This is a genomic window from Mitsuaria sp. BK041, from assembly GCF_014193085.1.
In the GTDB taxonomy this organism is placed as follows: domain Bacteria; phylum Pseudomonadota; class Gammaproteobacteria; order Burkholderiales; family Burkholderiaceae_C; genus Roseateles.
In genome coordinates this window covers 1,418,755-1,436,236 of the sequence record NZ_JACHYT010000002.1, presented here as the reverse complement: position 1 = coordinate 1,436,236, position 17,482 = coordinate 1,418,755, and the positions used below count along the sequence as shown (strand labels likewise).

Below are 17,482 nucleotides of genomic sequence, written 5' to 3'. Positions count from 1 at the left end.
TTCTAGGGCGCGCCCGGCGGGCAGGCTTCGCGGATGGGCGATACAGGGGTGAGGTGGCGCCATCCGGCGACGGCCAGCCAGCGTTTCGCCGCGTCAAAATGCCGCGAGACATAAGAGACCATTCAAGGTACGCTAAATCCAGAAATTTGAGATAACGGCCCTTTTAAGGATTTATTCGGCATGGACTTCAGACTGGCTTCCGCGAGAGAGATCCAGGACGAGATCGGCGCCCGGCTGCGCCATCAGCGCCTGCAGCGGCGGTGGACCCAACAGGAACTCGCCACGCGCGCTGGCATAGCGCTGAATGCCGTCAAGAACCTCGAGTCCGGTGGCAATGCCACCATTTCCTCCTTGGTGAAGGTGCTGCAGGTGTTGTCCCTCATCGATGAACTTTCGGACGCGTTCAAGGCGACCGCGACGCTCAGCATCGCGGACCTCGAGCGCCTCGAACAGCCGCAGCGTCAGCGGGCCAGGAGCCGCAAGACATGAACAAGGTCGATGTGGAATGGCGGGCGTGGGGGGAGTCCTGGACGCTGGGCACGCTCGCTGAGCGAGGCTGGGTGACGCTGTTCGAGTACTCGAGCGAGGCGCTGTCGCGGGGCGTCGACTTCTCTCCGCTGCACGTCCCCCTGCGGGCTCAGACGTACTCGGGTTTCCCGGACCATCTGGGCGGCGTGCCAGGTTTCATCGCGGATGCGTTGCCGGACGGCTGGGGCCTGCTGCTCATGGATCGTGTCTTCCGCAAGGCCGGCCGCGATCCGGCGCAGATCAGCACGCTGGATCGCCTGAGCTTCATCGCCGACCGCGCCATGGGAGCGCTCGCGTTCAAGCCGGCGAGCGACCTGGAGATCACGCAGGAGGACATGACCTTGCTCCAGTTGGCCCAGGCCGCTCACGACGTGATCGAGGACCGGGACACGGACGCGCTGAAGACGCTCGCGCTGGTCGGCGGCTCGCCGCAAGGCGCGCGGCCGAAGGCGTTGATCCAGTACGAGGTGCCGACCCGCAGGGTCAGCACGGATCCGGCAGCGGCGGGGGATCCCTGGCTCGTCAAGTTCCCGGCGCAGAACGAGCATGTCGAGGTCTGCGGCATCGAAGTCGCCTACGCGAACCTGGCTCGGGCGGCCGGCATCGACATGCCGGACACGCAGCTGTTCAAGATCTCCCCCAAGCTCGCGGCTTTTGGTGTCGAGCGCTTCGACCGCTGCGACGGCATGCGCGTGCCGGTGCAGTCCCTGGCGGCGCTGCTGCATGCCGATTTCCGCCTGCCCTCCGTCGACTATCAGCAACTGCTGCAGGCCACGCGATTCGCCACCGCCAGCCACCCGGAGGTGCTCAAGGCCTTCCGGCGCTGCGTGTTCAACGTGGTCTTCAACAACCGGGACGATCACACGAAGAACTTCGCCTTGAGGATGAACCGGCGCATGGCTTGGGAACTGGCGCCGGCGTTCGACCTCACCTTCAACACGGGGCCGGGCGGATACCACCAGATGTCCGTCATGGGCGAGGCGAAGTCACCGTCGCGGGACCATCTGCTCAAATTGGCGCGGGCTTGCGACATTGCCGAGGGCGCGGCTGCCGACACCATCGACGCGATCTGCGAGGCCGCGCGCGGCCTGGACGCGGCGCTGGACCGCGAGGGCGTTCGGCGGACCACGCGAAAAGCGATAGGCGTCGCGGTAGATGCGAACTTGCGGCGCTGTTCGGCGGCTGGCTAGTCCCGCTCGGACTTGAGCCACCCGATCCGCCCCTGCCCCGACTCGCCGAGCGAGGCCATGAAGCCCTCGGCCGCCGACTCCGGCAGCCGCAGCGTGACCTCGACGAGCGCGCCGTGCGCCACCTCGACCAGCTCGGCGCCCGCCTTCTCCGCCTCGCGCCGCAGCAGGCCTTCCTGCGCATAGGGCAGCGTGCAGCGCAGCGTCCGCAGCCGCACCATCGGCACCTTCTCCGCCTTCAGCAGCGCCTGCGCCACCGCGTCGGTGTAGGCCCGCACCAGTCCGCCCGCGCCCAGCTTCACGCCGCCGAAGTAGCGCACCACCGTCGCCAGCACGCCGTCCAGATCCTGGTGCCGCAGCACCTCCAGCATCGGCCGGCCGGCGGTGCCGCCGGGCTCGCCATCGTCGTTGGCGGCGGACTGGCCCCCCGCCATCAGCGCCCAGCAGACATGCGCGGCGCCGGGGTGCTCGGCGCGGAGCTGCGCGACGCGCGCCAGCGCGGCGGCCCGGTCGGGCACGGCCTCGACACAGCCGAGGAAACGGCTCTTCTTGATGATCAGTTCGGCGTGGACCGGCGCGGCAAGGCTCGAAGGCATGGGCGCGATTGTCGCGGCGCGCCGGTCATGCGGTCGCGCTCACGGCGTGTCGGAGAGATCGCCGAGATGCCGCCGCTTGATCGACTCCACCGTGCCGTCGCGCAGCATCTCATCCATGGCGTGGCGCATGCGGTCGCGGTCCTGCTGCGGCACGCGCTGGCGGGAGAGCGCCAGCGCGCCGATGCTGCGTTCGTGGGGCGCGTAGGACATCGCCACGAAGGACGCGAAGGCAGGGTCGGCCCGCCGGGCGCTCGCGAGGCTATGGGCGCCCAGCACGACGGCATCGCCCCGGCCGGCCTTGAAGATGCGCACCGCGGTCGGCTGGTCGGGGGCGTCGTCGATGCGGCCCTGGGTGCGCAGCGTCGCGATCCAGGACTCCAGCGTCGGCGTGAAGGCATAACCGCGCACGACGATCAGGCGCCGCTTCGAATCGGCGAGGAAGGCCGCCGGCGTCGTGAGCGCGCCCGCCAGCGCCGGCCGCATAACCACGTACTGGCGGGACTCGATGTAGGGGATGAACTCGACGAGCAGTTCGCGCTCGGGCGTCATCAGCGCGGAGACCGTCATGTCCATCTGGCCGGCGCCGATCTGCGCCCAGATGCGCACGCGGGATTCGGTGCGCGCCACCAGCTTGCAGCCGCTGCGGCGGGCCAGTTCGTCGATGACGTCCTTGTCGATGCCGGTCCAGCGGCCCTGGGCGTCGCGGTAGTAGAGGGCGCTGTACTCGTACAGGCCCACCGAGTACGGCCCGCAGGCGTGCGCGCTCGTCGCGGCCAGACAGGCGGCCGTCGCGGCCAGGGCGGCGATCCAGGACCTCAAGATGCTTCTCCCAGGAGTCTGCGCCCCCAATTGGGACGGGAGTCTACGTCGCCCCTGGGGGAGCCGGTCGGGCGAAACCCCCATCGAAGGGGGGCCGATAATCGCGGCCATCATGCTGAAGTTCGAACTGCTCAAGACCGAGGGCCGCGCGCGACGCGGCGTCATGACGCTCAACCACGGCGTCGTGCAGACGCCCATCTTCATGCCGGTGGGCACCTACGGCACCGTCAAGGGGGTGATGCCTCGTTCGCTCGAGGAGATGGGCGCTCAGATCATCCTGGGCAACACCTTCCACCTGTGGATGCGGCCGGGCCTGGACATCATGAAGCAGTTCGGCGGCCTTCATAAGTTCGAGAGCTGGAACAAGCCCATCCTGACGGACTCGGGCGGCTTCCAGGTCTGGTCGCTCGGCGAGATGCGCAAGATCAGCGAGGAGGGCGTGAAGTTCGCGTCCCCGGTCAATGGCGACAAGCTGTTCCTCACGCCCGAGATCTCGATGCAGATCCAGACGATCCTCAACAGCGACATCGTCATGCAATTCGACGAGTGCACGCCGTATGAGACCAAGGGTCAGCTGACGACCGAGAAGGAAGCCCGTCTCTCGATGGAGATGAGCCTGCGCTGGGCCAAGCGCTGCCAGGACGAGTTCGCGCGGCTGCAGAACCCGAACGCGCTGTTCGGCATCGTGCAGGGCGGCATGTTCGAGCAGTTGCGCGACGTGTCGCTGGCCGGGCTCAAGGACCTGGACCTGCCGGGCTACGCGATCGGCGGGTTGTCGGTCGGCGAGCCCAAGGCGGACATGCTGCGCATCCTGGACCACATCGCGCACCAGCTGCCCGACAACAAGCCGCGCTACCTGATGGGCGTGGGCACGCCGGAGGACCTGGTCGAGGGCGTGCGCCAGGGCGTGGACATGTTCGACTGCGTCATGCCGACCCGCAACGCGCGCAACGGCCACCTGTTCACGCGCTTCGGCGACCTGCGGCTGCGCAATGCGCGCTACAAGGCCGATGAGAAGCCGGTGGACGAGACCTGCAGCTGCTACTGCTGCGCCAACTTCAGCCGCGCCTACCTGCATCACCTGGACCGCTGTGGCGAGATGCTGGGCCCGATGCTGACCAGCGTGCACAACCTGCACTACTACCTCAACCTGATGAAGGAAGTGCGCGAGTCGCTGGACGCCGGCGACTTCGAGGGCTTCCGCACCCGCTTCCTGGCGGATCGGGCGCGCGGGATCTGAGCTTCGGAAACCCCGGGGGCGGATTCAGAGGGCCCTAAGACGCGGCGTGTGAAGATCGCCCGATGCTGAAGCTGCTCATCGCGCCGTTGCGCTGGCTGATCCGCGTCGTCCTTGCCGTCGTCATCCTCTTCGAGGAATGGGGCTGGGAGCCGCTGCAGCGGGTGATGGCGGCCATTGGCCGGCTGCCGGTGCTGCGGCAGCTGGAAGTCGTGGTGCGACGGCTGCCGCCGTACCTGGCGCTGGTCGTGTTCCTGCTCCCGGGCCTGATGCTGCTGCCGATCAAGCTGCTGGCGCTGTGGCTCATCGGCATCGGCCGCCCGGGACTCGGGCTCGCCGTGATCGTGCTGGCGAAGGTCGTTGGCACCGCGATCGTCGCGCGGATCTTCGCGCTCACGCATCCCGCGCTGATGACCCTGCCGTGGTTCGCGCGGCTCTATGGCCGTTGGACCGTCTGGAAGGAAGCACTGCTCGCCTGGGTCCGGGCGAGCGCGGTGTGGCGATCGGCGCGGGCGCTCAAGCTCAGGATCCATCGGTTGCTGCGACGCGGGACGCACAGCGCCTGATTGACCCATCCCGACCTGATCACCCCGTCCTTGACCCCTTGCAGCCTCTCCTCAGGACGGGACCACTCAGCCCCGCGCCTCCGACGGCTGCGGCCGGCTCGCCGCCGCAACCGGGTCGAGCAGGCCCTGCACCTTGGCCCGAAGCTCCTCGACGCTCACGTCGTGCGGCAACGGCGCCCCGACCTTCACCTCCAGCCGCCGTCCCGGGCGCAGGCTCCCCAGCCGCGCGGCGGTCGATTTGCCGTTCCTCGCGAACGCGGTCTCCCACAAGCCGCTCAGGCCCACCGGGATGACCGGCACCGGGTTGGCGTCGAGCATCCGGCGGATGCCGGGCTTGAACTCCGCCAGCTGACCATCGCGGGTCAGCGCGCCCTCGGGGAAGACGCACACCAGCTCACCGTTGCGCAGGGCCGCATCCACCGCGGCCAGCGCCCGCTCGAGCGTCTCGGGTTCCTTCTTCGCCGACGCGATGGGAATGGCGTTGACCTGGCGGAACAACCACGACAGCACCGGCACCCGGAAGATGCTCGCGTCCATCACGAAGCGGATCGGCCGCGGGCAGAGCGCGCTCAGGACCAGCGCGTCCACGTAGGAGACGTGGTTGGGCGCGAGGAGGGCCGGTCCTTCCTCCGGAATGTGATGGGCGCCCGTGGTGCGGAGCCGGTAGATCGTGTGGACCACGAACCAGCTCAGGAAGCGCCACAGGAACTCCGGAACGGTCCGGTAGATGTAGATCGCCACCAGCGCGTTCAGGCCGGCGCAGATCAGGATGATGCTCGTCACCGAGACGCCGTAGGCGAGCAGGCCGGCGGACATGCCGGCCGCGATGACCATCGCGACGGCGTTCAGGATGTTGTTCGCGCTGATGATGCGCGACTGCCGCTCCGGCGCGGTGCGCAGCTGGACGAAGGCGTACAGCGGGACGATGAAGAGGCCGCCGAACAGGCCCAGCAGCGCGACGTCGCCGAGGACGCGGAGGCTGCCGCTGGTGGCGAGGAACTGGGTCCAGGTCAGCGGCAGGCTGGCCGAGGAGGCCTGCAGCGCCGCGGCGAAGCTGTCGCAGGACCAGGCCAGGTCCGCGGTGAACAGCGACAGGCCGATGGAGCCGATGGGCACCAGGCCGATCTCCACCTTGTGGCCCGACAGGCGCTCGCACAGCAGCGAGCCCGCCGCGATGCCGATGGAGAAGGTGGCCAGCAGGACCGTCACCACCGTGGTGTCCCCTTGCAGCACTTCCTTGCCGAGCCCGGGAATGTGCGAGAGGACCACGGCGCCCACGAACCAGAACCAGGAGATGGCGAGCAGGCTGTTCCAGACGCCTTCGCCTTCACGCTTGCCCATCTTCACCGTCGCGAGGGTCTCGGACACCACGCTGAAGCGGAGCTTCAGGTCGGGCGCCGCCTCGCCGGTGGCGGGGATGAACAGACTGGAAGCCAGGCCCAGGATGGCGAAGGCCAGCAGCGCGATGGACAGCCAGAGCGGGTTGGTCGTCATCGCAGCCATGACGCCGGCCACCAGCGTGCCCAGGAGGATGCTGAGGAAGGTGCCCATTTCCAGCAGACCGTTGCCGCCGGTGAGTTCCTCCTTGGCCAGGACCCGCGGCAGCAGCGAGTACTTGACCGGGCCGAAGAACGCCGAGTGGCAGCCCATGGCGAAGATGGAGGTGAGCAGCACCGGCAGGCTCTTCATGTAGAAGCCCGCGCTGGCCACGACCATGATCGCGACCTCGGCGGCCTTCACCGCGCGGATGACGCGGGCCTTGTCGAACCGGTCGGCCAGCTGCCCGGCGTAGGCCGAGAACAGCACGAACGGCAGGATGAAGAGACCCGCCGCCATGTTCGCGACCAGCCCCGCGGACAGCGTCGTGTACTCGGTGGCGTGGAAGGTGACCAGCAGGATGACCAGCTGCTTCAGGAACGAGTCGTTGAACGCGCCGGCCAGCTGCGTGGCGAAGAACGGTCCGAACCGGCGCTGCCCCAGCAGGGCGAATTGGCTGGTGTGGGAAGAGTCGCTCATGGGAGGGCTCGCTGAGGGAGTCAGGGGGAGGGTGGGGGCGTTGGCGGCGGGGCCCGATCAGGGGCCGGCCGTGACGCGCTGCGTCGCCTGGCCGCGGCCGGTGCGGCTCAGCCAGCTGAAGATCGTGTCGGCCGTCGTGGTCTCGATGTGGCCGGAGAAGCGGCGCGCCGACGGATGGTCGTCGAAGGCGACGTTGGCCATGCCGATGCGCGCGCCCAGCCGCTTCGCGGTCGACAGGCGCAGGTCCGACGGCGTGTAGCCCTGGCGCTTGAGCCAGTCCTGCGCCTGGGCGCGGTTGAAGACCTCGCGCGGCGCGGCCGCCGCGGCCAGGGTCTCCAGCGCCCACTGGTTGCTCTGCTGGTACTCGCGCGACCAGGGGTAGGCCACCATGCTGTAGGCCGGCGTGTGCATGGCCGCGGCCCGCGCGTTCTCGCGCAGCAGCGGCAGCAGCGCCTGCTGCAGTTCGGGCTGCAGCACCGAGAAGGCGGCCTCGTAGCGGGCCGGGTTGTCCATGAAGAACTCGCCCAGGCCCTGCCGGTACAGGTCGGCCAGCGCCGTGCCGCACTGGTTGAGCTTGTGCATCACGCGCCAGACCGGCCTGGCGGTCGCGCCGCTGCCCGCCGTGTCGCGGTAGACGAAACCCACATGCGACCAGCGCAGGCCGTACTCGGTCAGGTCCTGGCCGGCGCGCGCGAGCAGCACCACCTCGGCGCCGCTGCGGTCCAGCGCCGCGGCGGTGGCCTGGGCGAGGTCCATGCCGCGGCGGATCTGGTCGGGCGAGGGCGGCTTGTCCTCGCACGGCCGGCCGGCCTGCGCCGGACCCGCCGCCAGCAGCGCGCCCAGCGCGGCGGCGACCAGCAAGCCCCTGGGGTGCGCGCCGCTCATGGCGTGACGCGGTCCCGGTGGGTGACGCGTTCGTTGTGGAGCAGCGAGGCGCCGATCTCGTTGGGGATGAAGGCGATGGCCTCCCCGGCGGCGGACAGCACGTAGCCGGTGCTGATCGCGGTCACGACGACGGCCGTGCCGATCGAGGTCGCGGCGCCGGCGACCACCTTGCCGGAGAACTCGACGCTGAGGCGCGCGCCGTCGGACGCGCGCTCCAGCACCCAGACGGTGCCGCGGGCGGTGCTCTCGATGGCGACGACCACGAAAGCCGCGCCGGCGGACAGCACCACCGACGGCGCGACCACCGAGATGGCGACCGGCACCGCGGACAGCGCCGCGCTGGCGTCGCTCGGTCCGCCGTGGGCGCGGGCCGCGCCGCTGGCGCCCAGCAGGGCGAGGGTGGTGGCGGTCAGGACGCTGATCAGGGACAGGCGGGCACGCATGGCGGAGCTCCTGGAAGGCGGGCGAGCGGGGCTTGGACGGGGCGGCGAGGCGGGCGGGCGCATCACTCGGCGGCCGCGACGGCTTCGCGGTGGGCCTCGCGGCGGCCTTGCAGGCGGGCCTCGGCGAGGTCGGCCTCATGCGCGTCGCGCAGCATCTTCGCGAGGGTGAACACGTTGGAGATCAGGTAGAGCCAGCACACCAGCAGGTAGGCCTTCCAGACGGGCTGGATCTCCATGCGCCACAGGCCCCAGCCGGTGAGCGCCATGGCCAGGCCGAAGCCGCTCCACACCACCAGGCCCCACATCGGGGTGTCGGTGCGGGTGGCCTGGTTGTCGCGGATGTACTTGGACAGCGCGAATGCCGTGGACAGGCAGAACACATAGCCCATGACCATGAAGGCCCGGTCCAGGTCGGCGCCCGGTAGCCAGGCCAGGCCGATGGCGCACAGCGCCACGCTGATGCCGAAGGAGATCCACACCTGGTAGCGCCAGGCCTGGGTGTCGCGCTGGACGCGGATGTGCGGGGTGTTCATGTCGTCGTTCCTCCTCGATGAAAGGTCCCTCGGGACCGATGGGTTGCCGGTGGCGATGGCGCGACTGTCGCCGTCCTCGCCGGGGCCCCCCTGATGTTTGGCGGCGAGTATCGCGCGCCGCCCGTTCCGGTATCGATCCGTGCTACCGCGCGGGACGGCCCGGTTCAGGGGGGGGCGATCAGGCGGGCGTCGGGCCGAAATGCCGGGCGGTCGCGTAGACCGACGCCCCCAGCGCTTGCCCTTGCCAGCGAGCCAGCCGCTTGAGGGCGAGATCAAACATCAGGGGGTGGTGGTCCCGCAACGCCCCCAAAGGAGCGACGTGGCTCTCATCGAGTACCCCCGCCCGGACGAGTTGCGGCAGGCGCACCAGCGGCAGCACGCCCGGCAGCGGGTAGTCGGAGCCATGCAGCAGCCGGTCGTGCCAGTCCTGGCGGCGCAGCACCGGCCGCTGCGGGATCGCGAGGCGGCCCCCGCGGGGTCGATCAGCGCTACCGAACTGCGCTAACGTCCGCCGCCATGGCGAGCACGCAATCCCTCATCGACCTCATCAAGGCCGAGCTGAAACAGGCCGGCATCAGCTACGCGCAGCTGGCGACGGCGCTGGACCTGTCCGAGTCCAGCGTCAAGCGCATGTTCGCCGCGGGCGGCGAGATGCCGCTGTCGCGGATCGACGAGCTGTGCCGCGTCCTCAAGACCGACTTCGCCGAGCTGTCCCAGCGCCTGGCGCAATCCCAGCCGCTGCGCCGCGAGCTGACGCTGCAGCAGGAACGCGAGGTCGTCGCCGACGAGAAGCTGCTGCTGACCGCCCTGTGCTGCCTGAGCCAATGGAGCTTCGAGCAGATCGTGGCGACCTACCGGATGAGCGAGGCCGACGTGACGCGCGCGCTGGCGCAGTTGGACCGGCTCGGCATCATCGAGCTGCGGCCGCTGAACCGCTATCGGCTGCAGGTCGCCAAGACCTTCCGCTGGCGACCGCAGGGGCCGGTGATGGGCTTCTTCCGCGAGCACGTCATGCAGGACTTCTTCGCCGGCGGCTTCGACAACGATGCGGAACTGCTGATGCTGGTCCATGGCCAGCTCAGCCCCGGCATGGCGCGCGAACTGCGCGACCGGCTGCAGCGTGTCGCCGAGGACTTCGCCCGCCAGCACCTGCTCGACCAGAAGCTGCCCGACCACGAGAAGCGCCAGTTCACGCTGGTGATGGGCATGCGCTGCTGGCTGTTCGAGCGCTTCAAGCACCTGCAGCGGCCGGCCGGTGTCACGAAGGCGATGAGCCGCTGATCGCGCCTGTCACCAGAACTCCCAGCGCCCGCTGTACACGACCCAGATCCCGAGCACGCCGTTCGTCACCGCGTGCGCGATGACGGCCGTCCACAGCTTGCCGGTGCGCACGTAAAGCCACGCATAGGCCGCGCCGGCGACGATCGCCGCCAGCCACAGCGTGTGCGCGAGCATGAAGACGAAGGTCGAGAGCACGATCGCCCGCAGGCCCGCCGCTCTGGGATCGACGCTCTCGAACCGCGGGCTGGCGATCCAGCGCATCAGGAAGCTGCGCCAGAAGAGCTCCTCCATCACCGGCACGACCAGCGCCGCGCCGATCCAGCGCACCGCGATCAGCGGCCAGTCGAGAGTGCCCGCCGTGGTCATCGGCACGAAGGGGGCGGTCGCGTCGCCGAGCCGCATCCACGGCGCATCCAGCGAGATCCAGAGCCCGAAGACGACCAGGCCGACGACGACGCTCAGTCCCGCCTCGCCGGCCGTGGGGCGGTTCTGGCGGGCGAACTCGCCATAAGCGCGCCAGAACCAGGCCAGCGCGCCACCGACCACGACGAGGTTCAGCGCATAGATCCAGCGCGGGTCGAGGCCCCAGGCTTTTTCCTCGGGCAGCGCGCCCCGCAGCGCCAGCAGCGACATGAAGAGCGCGAACGGGACGATGCGGGCCCAGGCGGCTTGACTCAATGGCATCCGGCGAATGTAGCGGCCCGGGGCGACAGCTCCATGCGGACAACCGAGCCCCGGTCAACGGTGCAGCGAGAGGCCCTTGGCCGCCCGGTCGACCGCCTTCCTCGTGCCCCGCAACGCCAGGCCGACCAGGTCCGGCCGATCCGCGTCGCCGGCCAGGAAGACCTGGCGGTTGGCCTCATCGTGACCGGTCGAGAACATCGCGTGGACATAGGGCACCAGCGTCAGACCGGCGTCCAGGCCCTTGCGGTGCGCCGCCTGCAGCCCGGCGAGGTCCGCCTCGAAGACCAGCATCGGCTGACCCAGCATCGCGGTGTAACGGCGCCCCCGCGCATCGACGTAGGGCTCGCCCAGGGCTTCCGGTGCCGAGGCGGCCACGCCGGTGGCCAGGAAGGCCACGACGTTCAATCGTTGCCAGGTCGCGAGGTCGTCGCGGACGATGAGCGCCACTTTCGTATCAAACATGGACATCGCACGGCGTGCTTCAACAATGAAGCCGTCATCGTCTGCGCGTGCCCGGCTCGGGGTCTAGAACGTTTGTGCAGCGGCGCCGATAGTCGGCCGGCGTGAGGCGGTAGGCGCGCTGGAACCAGCGGCCCAGGTGGCTCTGGTCGGAAAAGCCGACCGCCGTGGCGACCTCCGACGGCCGTTGGCCCTCAGCGAGCAGCGCCCGCGCCGCGCGCAGCCGCAGGCTCACCAGGTAGGCATGCGGCGACTGGCCGAAGGCCTGCTTGAACTGCCGCGTCAGCCGGAAACGGTCCATGCCGGTGTAGGCCGCAAGCTCGTCCAGGCCGATGTCGCCGGCCATGCCGTCGTGCAGGAAGTCCCGGGCGCGCACCATCGGGCGGGCGGCGTCGCCGCGCGGCGGCGACTCGCCGAGCTGTCCGGCGAGCAGGCCAATCAGCGCATCGAGTTGCTGGTCACAGGCGAGGCGGCCCTCGTCGAGGTGCAGCGCCAGGAAGGCTTGCCGGATGGCGGCGCAGAGCCGACTGTCGTCGGCCAGCGTGTGGCGGAAGGCGGGCTGCAGCGCGCTCAGCCCGCCCAGCTCATGGCGGGCCAACAACTGCGCCGTCCAGGCCTGCGGCAGGTACAGCATCGCGTAGGTGAAGCCGCCGGCCTCCGGCGCATGGCCGTCATGGATGGCGCCCGGCTCGATCAGGATCGCCCGGCCGGGCGTGCTCGTGTGCAGCGAGCGGTGGCAGCGGAAGCGCTGCACCCCCTGCAGCGTGACGCCGATGAGCAGTTCGTCATGTCCGTGCGGGTCGTAGGCGTGGCCGTCGAAATGGGCGCGCACGGTCTCGATGCCGGTGCGTGCGTCCCGCCGCAACTGGAGCCAATGACCATCCGAGGCCGCGTGCGTCGCGCCGTCCGCCTCCTTGGCCTTCACGGCCGTCGTCGTCATGGTCGTCATCGCCGTCGCCACCATCGTCGCCGTCGTCCTGCCTGCGGGAAGCCGTCGTCGATCATCCGCCGACATCGCGGACCGCGCCGAACGCATGGCGCAGCGCCTCGATCGCGTGCCGGACTTTCGCCGGCTGGGCATCGCGTTGCGGCGTCATCACGTAGACCGGCAGGGTCGGCAGCGACCAGCCCGGCAGCAGCGGCAGCAGGCGACCCTGCGCCTGCGACTCGTCGACGTCCTCGGCGCCGAGCATGGCCAGGCCCATGCCGGCCTCGCAGAACTGCTGCAGGCTGAGCTGGTTGTTGCTGCTGGCGCGCGGGCTGATGCGCAGCATCTCCTCGCGGCCCTCCGGGCCCACCAGCGAGAAGCTCCGGATCGCGCCCGTGTCCGAGCGCAGCAGCAGCCAGTCGTGCCGCGTCAGGTCCGACATCGACACCGGCACGCCGCGGCGCGCCAGGTAGGCCGGCGCCGCGTAGAGGCCGACCGTCTTCTGCCCGATCCGCTGTGCCGCCCAGCTGCTGTCGGGTAAGCGGCCGAAGCGCACCGCCAGGTCGATGCGCTTGGCGACGAGGTCGGTGAAGCCGTCGTCGACCTCCAGGTGCAGGCTCAAGCCCGGATGCGCCGCCAGCAGCGGCGCCAGCGCCGGCCCGATCTGCCGCGCCGCGCCGACCGGCGCGCTGATCCGCAGCTCGCCTTCCGGCGCGTCGCGCAGGTGGTTCAGCTGGGACTGCGCTTCCCGCGCGGCCGCCAGCATGGCCTGACAGCCCTGCACGAAGCGCTCGCCGGCCGGCGTCAGGCCGATGCGGCGCGTGGAACGGTGCAGCAGCGTGACGCCCATGTCGCGCTCCAGGGCGCGCAGCTGCTGGCTGACGGCGGAGGTGGTCGTCTGCAGCTGCCGGGCCGCCGCCACCAGGCTGCCCTGCTCGACGACGGTGGCCAGCACGGCCATGCGGCGGAGTTGATCCAACATTGCGGGGATTGTGTAGGCCGTCTAAAGAATGAAGGCGGATTCTGAGGACTTCATCGGCGATTGTGAAGTTCCTACAGTGGATCCCATCGCGACGCTCCTGTCGCATCCCCCCGAATTCCTCGGAACCACCCTCGGAATCTCCCTCGAAAGGACCCCCTCATGAAAGTCGCCCTGATCGGACCCACCGGCTTTGTCGGCAGCGAAGTGCTCAAGGAACTGCTGGCCCGCGGCCACGAGGTGATCGCGCTCGCGCGTGATCCGTCGAAGCTCGAAGCGCGCAGCGGCCTGACCGTGGTCCGGGCCGATGCCAAGCAGGCGGACCAGGTGGCCGCGGCCGTCGAGGGCGCGGACGCGGTCGTCAACGCCTTCAACCCGGGCTGGTCGGTGCCGGACATCCACACCGAGTTCCTGGAAGGCACCCGCGCCATCTATGCCGGCGTGAAGCGCGCCGGCGTGAAGCGCCTGCTGGTGGTCGGCGGCGCGGGCAGCCTGTACGTGGCGCCGGGCGTGCAGCTCGTGGACACGCCGGAATTCCCGGACCAGTGGAAGCAGGGCGCGCTGGCCGCGCGCGAGGCGCTCAAGCTGATCCGCGAGGAGTCCTCGCTGGACTGGACCTTCCTGTCGCCGGCCGTGCACCTGGAGCCGGGCGAGCGCCGCGGCAGCTACCGCGTCAGCCTGGACACGCCGGTGATGGACGCCCAGGGGCCGGCCCATGTGTCGACCGCCGACCTGGCCGTCGCGATCGTCGACGAGCTGGAGCGCCCGCAGCACATCCGCCGACGCTTCACCGTCGGGTACTGATCGCGTCGTCCGCGCCCGCGGGCGCGGGCGCTCAGGCGCTCTGCTGCTCGAGCAGGTAGTTGGCGTCGTCGTACTGGCCGAGCGTGTCCACCAGCGTGGGCAGGCATTCGGCCAGCTTGTCGTGCAACACGAAGGGCGGATTCACGACGAACATGCCGCTGCCCATCATCCCGAAGCCGCGTTCGTCCGCCTGCGCGACGGTCAGGCGCACATGCAGCCAGCCCTTCTTCGCGACGGGCTCGGCCGCGGCCTTCAGGCGCTGCACCAGCTGCACCGACTCGACCGTCTGCAGCTGCGGATACCAGATCGCAACCGTGCCGTCGGCGAAGCGCTGCAGCGACTCGCGCAGCGCGGCCACGACCTTGCCGTAGTCGGCCTTGATCTCGTAGGGCGGGTCGATCAGCACGACGCCGCGGCGCGACGGCGGCGGCAGCTCGGCCTTCAGCGACGCGAAGCCGTCCTGCTGCAGCACCTGGGTGTTGGGCCGGTCCTCCAGGTAGCTCGCGAGGATGCGGTGGTCGGTGGGATGCAGCTCGTAGCAGCGCAGCCGGTCATCGAAGCGCATCAGCATGCGCGCGATCGCCGGCGAGCCGGGGTATTGCTCCAGCTTCTTGCCGGGGTTGAAGTCGTGCACCAGCTGCACGTACTGCTGCAGCGGCCCGGGCAGGTCCTTGCGCGCGTAGAGGGCGGCGATGCCGCCCAGGTGCTCGGCGTTCTTCTGGGCGTAGCGGCCGTCGAGCGCGTAGCCGCCGGCGCCGGCATGGGTGTCCACCACGGTGTAGGCCTTGTCCTTCTCCGCCATGTAGCGGAGCACCTCGGCCAGCACCAGGTGTTTGAGCACGTCGGCATGGTTGCCGGCGTGGAAAGCGTGTCGGTAAGCGAGCATGGGCAGGACTGTAGCGTGCCGGCCCGGGCCTCACAGCTGGAAGGCGCCCGGCGAATACGGCGTTCCCGCCGGCACTTCCTGGAGCGCGCACGGATGCAGGTACTGCATCGCCGGCTTGAGCCGCTGCCCGTCGACCGCGCCCGCGTCCACCGCGCGCCCGATCAGCGGCGAGGCCGGCCGCAGCCGGAAATCGAATCGGTCCGGATCGACGAAGCTGTCCAGCTCGACGAAGTAGTTGTGGTGCTGTTCCCGGTCGGGCCCGGCCGGCAGCTCCTGCTTGCCGCACAGCAGGTTGTTGATCAGCCGCAGCTGCTGCGCGCGCTGCGCCATCCGCAGGTAGACGCCGCCGGCCTGCCGCCGGTCGACCAGCGTGTTGTTGATCAGGTGCAGCTCATGGCGCCGGTGCGTCAGCCCTTCGCTGCCGTAGGCGATCAGGTGGTAGTTCTCGGTCGACGGGCTCTGCTGGATCAGGTTGCCCATCACCAGCGCCAGGCCGCCGTTGGGGAACTCGAGCTCGAAGCTCGCGCGGCCGGTTTCGTCGGTCAGCCGGTTGTAGAAGATGTGGTTCACCGCCGCCCGCGACTTCAGCAGGTGGCCCGAGGCGCCGTGGTGGAAGTAGCTCGCCAGCACCGTCAGGCGGCCGATCGCGCCGACGTAGCAGGTGTGGGTGCGGCCCTCGCCGGGCGCGATGGGCCCGAAGTCGCAGGACTCGATGCGCAGCTCCATCGTCGGATCGTTCCCGGCGAGCAGGCCGTTCTCGTTGTCCTGGAAGCGGCAGTCGCGCAGCGTCAGCGAGCCGCGCTCCAGCCGCACGCCGGCGCCGTTGCGATCCGGCACGCGGGCGCCGATGAAGTCCAGGCCCTCGATCGTCATCCGTCGGCCGGTGGTGACGAAGATGCCCTTGCCCTGCGCATGCGCCCCGTTGGCCAGCAGCCGCACCCGCCCGCCGACGGCCCGCAGCGTCAGGTCGTCCTGCGGCCAGACGGCCACGTCACCGGGGTAGTCGCCGGCCTGTATTTCGACCGTCATGCCGGGCCGCGCCTGGGCGGCGGCCGCGGCGAGGGTCTTCACCGGATGGTCCGGACCGACGCGCAGCACCGCCGTCGCGCCGGCCGGGGCCTGGGCTCGCGCCCCGATGAGCCAGGGTGGCAGCGCCAGCAGGGCACCCGTGCGCAGCCACTGGCGACGGTCGACGCCGAGGACGGCACGACGGGGATCGAACGGGGAACCGGATGTCATCGGGGCCTCCCAGGTCATGGCGGTATCAGCATCGCGGGACATGCGCCGGGCCTGCAGGGCGCGTCGGCGCGCGTCATGCACACGTCAAAGCCCGGTCGGGCGCGCGCCGGGCGGGACAGCGCGCCATGGACGTGGCGCCCCGCGCGGACGGGCGAGTGTAGCCAAGCGACCTGGCGCGCCTGCGGCCCGCCGCCAAGCCCCCAGCGAGCGTCCGGACTGTCGCCAAGGCGCTGCGCCGGCCGGGTTCGCTCGCTAAGCTGCGGCCCATCCTGAACCGGCGCCCCGCGTGGGCGCCTTCGCCTTCCCTTCCGCATTCCAGAGTCACCATGCCCAGTCTCTTCGACCCCCTGCAAGTCGGCGCCGTCTCCCTGTCCAACCGCGTCGTGATGGCGCCGCTGACGCGCAACCGCTCCGTCGGCCTGGTGCCCGGGCCGCTGGCCGTCGAGTACTACCGCCAGCGCGCCTCGGCCGGCCTGATCATCAGCGAGGGCGCCCAGATCATTCCCGAGGGCCAGGGTTATCTGGATACGCCGGGGATCCACTCGCCCGAGCAGATCGCCGCCTGGAAGCAGGTCACCGACGCGGTGCATGAAGCCGGCGGCAAGATCGCCGTGCAGCTGTGGCACGTCGGCCGCATCTCCCATGCGGACTTCCAACCCGCCGGTGCCCCGCCGCAATCGGCGACCGACCGTCAAGCCAAGAGCAAGACCTTCACCAAGGACGGCTTCGTCGACGTGGCCGCGCCGCGGGCGCTGACGACCGAAGAACTGCCCGGCATCGTGCAGGCCTACGTCCACGCGGCCCATGCGGCGATGGCCGCGGGCTTCGATGCGGTCGAGGTGCATGGCGCCAACGGCTACCTGCTGGACCAGTTCCTGCGCGACAGCATCAACGACCGCAGCGACGCCTACGGTGGCTCGATCGAGAACCGCGCGCGGCTGCTGCTCGAGGTGATGCAGGCCATCGCCGAGGCGATCGGCGCCGACCGCACCGGGCTGCGCCTGTCGCCGGTCACGCCGGTCAACGACGCGGGCCAGGACAGCGATGCCCAGGCGCTGTTCAACCATGTCGTCGAGCAGCTGTCGCCGATGAAGCTGGCCTTCCTGCATGTGATCGAGGGCCACACCGGCGGTCCGCGCGATGTCGCGCCGTTCGACTACGGCGCGCTGCGCGAGCGCTTCAAGGGCGTGTACATCGCCAACAACGGCTACACCCGCGAGATGGCGATCGAGGCGGTGTCCAACGGCCACGCGGACGCGGTGGCCTTCGGCCGCAGCTTCATCTCCAATCCGGACCTGGTGCGCCGGCTGCGGCTCAATGCGCCGCTGCAGAAGGCCCATTCGGCCACGATGTACGGCGGCGGCGCCGAGGGCTACACCGACTATCCGGCGCTGGCGGACTGAGCGGGGCGC

20 protein-coding genes are annotated in these 17,482 nt (G+C 70.1%); 7 read left to right on the top strand and 13 right to left on the bottom strand.

Annotation, left to right across the window (positions count from 1 at the left end; all coding sequences use genetic code 11):
- Positions 1 to 180 precede the first annotated feature (180 nt).
- Together FHT38_RS22230 and FHT38_RS22225 are read left to right on the top strand one after the other, a co-directional pair.
- The gene (locus FHT38_RS22230; protein WP_183493252.1) at positions 181 to 489 is read left to right on the top strand and encodes a helix-turn-helix domain-containing protein; all 309 of its coding nucleotides are present in this window, start codon (positions 181 to 183) and stop codon (positions 487 to 489) included.
- Positions 486 to 1,718 (top strand): type II toxin-antitoxin system HipA family toxin, encoded by a 1,233-nt coding sequence (locus FHT38_RS22225; RefSeq protein ID WP_183493251.1) that lies wholly within the window; start codon positions 486 to 488, stop codon positions 1,716 to 1,718. Before FHT38_RS22230 ends, FHT38_RS22225 begins: the two co-directional genes overlap by 4 nt.
- Here the strand turns inward: FHT38_RS22225 and FHT38_RS22220 are convergent.
- Together FHT38_RS22220 and FHT38_RS22215 are read right to left on the bottom strand one after the other, a co-directional pair.
- Positions 1,715 to 2,311, bottom strand: coding sequence for a YigZ family protein (locus FHT38_RS22220; RefSeq protein ID WP_183493250.1), 597 nt, complete (start codon positions 2,309 to 2,311; stop codon positions 1,715 to 1,717). The two genes, FHT38_RS22225 and FHT38_RS22220, sit on opposite strands and share 4 nt — an antisense overlap.
- Positions 2,312 to 2,350: 39 nt before the next feature.
- Positions 2,351 to 3,130, bottom strand: a complete 780-nt coding sequence (locus FHT38_RS22215; protein ID WP_183493249.1) for an ABC transporter substrate-binding protein — start codon at positions 3,128 to 3,130, stop codon at positions 2,351 to 2,353.
- 112 nt (positions 3,131 to 3,242) lie between these two features.
- On the opposite strand from FHT38_RS22215, the gene tgt reads away from it, so the two are divergent.
- Both tgt and FHT38_RS22205 read left to right on the top strand, forming a co-directional pair.
- Complete coding sequence (tgt, locus tag FHT38_RS22210; protein ID WP_183483545.1) at positions 3,243 to 4,370, top strand: tRNA guanosine(34) transglycosylase Tgt; 1,128 nt, start codon at positions 3,243 to 3,245, stop codon at positions 4,368 to 4,370.
- Positions 4,371 to 4,432: 62 nt separating this feature from the next.
- Positions 4,433 to 4,933 carry a hypothetical protein gene (locus tag FHT38_RS22205; RefSeq protein ID WP_183493248.1) on the top strand — a complete coding sequence of 167 codons (501 nt, stop codon included), beginning with the start codon at positions 4,433 to 4,435 and terminating at the stop codon, positions 4,931 to 4,933.
- Positions 4,934 to 4,999: 66 nt separating this feature from the next.
- On the opposite strand, the gene FHT38_RS22200 is transcribed toward FHT38_RS22205, so the two are convergent.
- The 5 genes from FHT38_RS22200 to FHT38_RS22180 all read right to left on the bottom strand — a co-directional run bounded on the left by FHT38_RS22200 (position 5,000) and on the right by FHT38_RS22180 (position 9,252).
- Positions 5,000 to 6,949, bottom strand: coding sequence for an MFS transporter (locus FHT38_RS22200; RefSeq protein ID WP_183493247.1), 1,950 nt, complete (start codon positions 6,947 to 6,949; stop codon positions 5,000 to 5,002).
- Positions 6,950 to 7,006: 57 nt separating this feature from the next.
- Positions 7,007 to 7,834, bottom strand: a complete 828-nt coding sequence (locus FHT38_RS22195) for a DUF2145 domain-containing protein (protein WP_183493246.1) — start codon at positions 7,832 to 7,834, stop codon at positions 7,007 to 7,009.
- Positions 7,831 to 8,277: a hypothetical protein gene (locus tag FHT38_RS22190; protein WP_091729364.1), complete on the bottom strand. Its 447-nt coding sequence runs from the start codon at positions 8,275 to 8,277 to the stop codon at positions 7,831 to 7,833. The genes FHT38_RS22195 and FHT38_RS22190 overlap by 4 nt, the downstream gene beginning before the upstream one ends.
- Positions 8,278 to 8,339: 62 nt before the next feature.
- Positions 8,340 to 8,810: a YiaA/YiaB family inner membrane protein gene (locus tag FHT38_RS22185; protein ID WP_091729361.1), complete on the bottom strand. Its 471-nt coding sequence runs from the start codon at positions 8,808 to 8,810 to the stop codon at positions 8,340 to 8,342.
- A 178-nt stretch (positions 8,811 to 8,988) separates the two neighbouring features.
- Complete coding sequence (locus tag FHT38_RS22180) at positions 8,989 to 9,252, bottom strand: hypothetical protein (protein WP_183483532.1); 264 nt, start codon at positions 9,250 to 9,252, stop codon at positions 8,989 to 8,991.
- Between the two features lie 74 nt (positions 9,253 to 9,326).
- On the opposite strand from FHT38_RS22180, the gene FHT38_RS22175 reads away from it, so the two are divergent.
- Positions 9,327 to 10,091 carry a helix-turn-helix transcriptional regulator gene (locus FHT38_RS22175; RefSeq protein ID WP_091729355.1) on the top strand — a complete coding sequence of 255 codons (765 nt, stop codon included), beginning with the start codon at positions 9,327 to 9,329 and terminating at the stop codon, positions 10,089 to 10,091.
- Between the two features lie 9 nt (positions 10,092 to 10,100).
- On the opposite strand, the gene FHT38_RS22170 is transcribed toward FHT38_RS22175, so the two are convergent.
- From FHT38_RS22170 to FHT38_RS22155, 4 genes are all read right to left on the bottom strand, one after another.
- A complete protein-coding gene (locus FHT38_RS22170; protein ID WP_183493245.1) occupies positions 10,101 to 10,775 on the bottom strand; it encodes a CAAX prenyl protease-related protein in 675 nt (224 codons plus the stop codon).
- A gap of 54 nt (positions 10,776 to 10,829) precedes the next feature.
- Positions 10,830 to 11,237 carry a DUF2000 family protein gene (locus FHT38_RS22165; protein WP_183493244.1) on the bottom strand — a complete coding sequence of 136 codons (408 nt, stop codon included), beginning with the start codon at positions 11,235 to 11,237 and terminating at the stop codon, positions 10,830 to 10,832.
- 34 nt (positions 11,238 to 11,271) lie between these two features.
- Entirely contained in the window at positions 11,272 to 12,174 is a 903-nt protein-coding gene (locus FHT38_RS22160) for an AraC family transcriptional regulator (protein ID WP_183493243.1), read from the bottom strand.
- A gap of 61 nt (positions 12,175 to 12,235) precedes the next feature.
- The gene (locus FHT38_RS22155) at positions 12,236 to 13,144 is read right to left on the bottom strand and encodes a LysR substrate-binding domain-containing protein (protein ID WP_310737414.1); all 909 of its coding nucleotides are present in this window, start codon (positions 13,142 to 13,144) and stop codon (positions 12,236 to 12,238) included.
- Positions 13,145 to 13,303: 159 nt separating this feature from the next.
- Between FHT38_RS22155 and FHT38_RS22150 the strand changes: the two genes are divergently transcribed.
- The gene (locus tag FHT38_RS22150) at positions 13,304 to 13,945 is read left to right on the top strand and encodes an NAD(P)-dependent oxidoreductase (RefSeq protein ID WP_183493242.1); all 642 of its coding nucleotides are present in this window, start codon (positions 13,304 to 13,306) and stop codon (positions 13,943 to 13,945) included.
- Positions 13,946 to 13,976: 31 nt separating this feature from the next.
- On the opposite strand, the gene FHT38_RS22145 is transcribed toward FHT38_RS22150, so the two are convergent.
- Together FHT38_RS22145 and FHT38_RS22140 are read right to left on the bottom strand one after the other, a co-directional pair.
- Positions 13,977 to 14,831, bottom strand: a complete 855-nt coding sequence (locus FHT38_RS22145; RefSeq protein WP_091729347.1) for a 23S rRNA (adenine(2030)-N(6))-methyltransferase RlmJ — start codon at positions 14,829 to 14,831, stop codon at positions 13,977 to 13,979.
- Between the two features lie 30 nt (positions 14,832 to 14,861).
- The gene (locus tag FHT38_RS22140; protein WP_183493241.1) at positions 14,862 to 16,070 is read right to left on the bottom strand and encodes a right-handed parallel beta-helix repeat-containing protein; all 1,209 of its coding nucleotides are present in this window, start codon (positions 16,068 to 16,070) and stop codon (positions 14,862 to 14,864) included.
- 326 nt (positions 16,071 to 16,396) lie between these two features.
- Between FHT38_RS22140 and FHT38_RS22135 the strand changes: the two genes are divergently transcribed.
- On the top strand, positions 16,397 to 17,473 hold the full coding sequence (locus FHT38_RS22135; RefSeq protein ID WP_183493240.1) for an alkene reductase: 1,077 nt from the start codon (positions 16,397 to 16,399) through the stop codon (positions 17,471 to 17,473).
- Positions 17,474 to 17,482: the final 9 nt, after the last annotated feature.

Coding starts and splice junctions, on each gene's coding strand:
- FHT38_RS22190 (WP_091729364.1), bottom strand. CDS start 8,277: ATGCGTGCCCGCCTGTCCCTGATCAGCGTCCTGACCGCCACCACCCTC.
- tgt (WP_183483545.1), top strand. CDS start 3,243: ATGCTGAAGTTCGAACTGCTCAAGACCGAGGGCCGCGCGCGACGCGGC.
- FHT38_RS22200 (WP_183493247.1), bottom strand. CDS start 6,949: ATGAGCGACTCTTCCCACACCAGCCAATTCGCCCTGCTGGGGCAGCGC.
- FHT38_RS22195 (WP_183493246.1), bottom strand. CDS start 7,834: ATGAGCGGCGCGCACCCCAGGGGCTTGCTGGTCGCCGCCGCGCTGGGC.
- FHT38_RS22225 (WP_183493251.1), top strand. CDS start 486: ATGAACAAGGTCGATGTGGAATGGCGGGCGTGGGGGGAGTCCTGGACG.
- FHT38_RS22170 (WP_183493245.1), bottom strand. CDS start 10,775: ATGCCATTGAGTCAAGCCGCCTGGGCCCGCATCGTCCCGTTCGCGCTC.
- FHT38_RS22140 (WP_183493241.1), bottom strand. CDS start 16,070: ATGACATCCGGTTCCCCGTTCGATCCCCGTCGTGCCGTCCTCGGCGTC.
- FHT38_RS22135 (WP_183493240.1), top strand. CDS start 16,397: ATGCCCAGTCTCTTCGACCCCCTGCAAGTCGGCGCCGTCTCCCTGTCC.
- FHT38_RS22220 (WP_183493250.1), bottom strand. CDS start 2,311: ATGCCTTCGAGCCTTGCCGCGCCGGTCCACGCCGAACTGATCATCAAG.
- FHT38_RS22145 (WP_091729347.1), bottom strand. CDS start 14,831: ATGCTCGCTTACCGACACGCTTTCCACGCCGGCAACCATGCCGACGTG.
- FHT38_RS22175 (WP_091729355.1), top strand. CDS start 9,327: ATGGCGAGCACGCAATCCCTCATCGACCTCATCAAGGCCGAGCTGAAA.
- FHT38_RS22160 (WP_183493243.1), bottom strand. CDS start 12,174: ATGACGACGACGGCCGTGAAGGCCAAGGAGGCGGACGGCGCGACGCAC.
- FHT38_RS22230 (WP_183493252.1), top strand. CDS start 181: ATGGACTTCAGACTGGCTTCCGCGAGAGAGATCCAGGACGAGATCGGC.
- FHT38_RS22165 (WP_183493244.1), bottom strand. CDS start 11,237: ATGTTTGATACGAAAGTGGCGCTCATCGTCCGCGACGACCTCGCGACC.
- FHT38_RS22155 (WP_310737414.1), bottom strand. CDS start 13,144: ATGTTGGATCAACTCCGCCGCATGGCCGTGCTGGCCACCGTCGTCGAG.
- FHT38_RS22205 (WP_183493248.1), top strand. CDS start 4,433: ATGCTGAAGCTGCTCATCGCGCCGTTGCGCTGGCTGATCCGCGTCGTC.
- FHT38_RS22185 (WP_091729361.1), bottom strand. CDS start 8,810: ATGAACACCCCGCACATCCGCGTCCAGCGCGACACCCAGGCCTGGCGC.
- FHT38_RS22150 (WP_183493242.1), top strand. CDS start 13,304: ATGAAAGTCGCCCTGATCGGACCCACCGGCTTTGTCGGCAGCGAAGTG.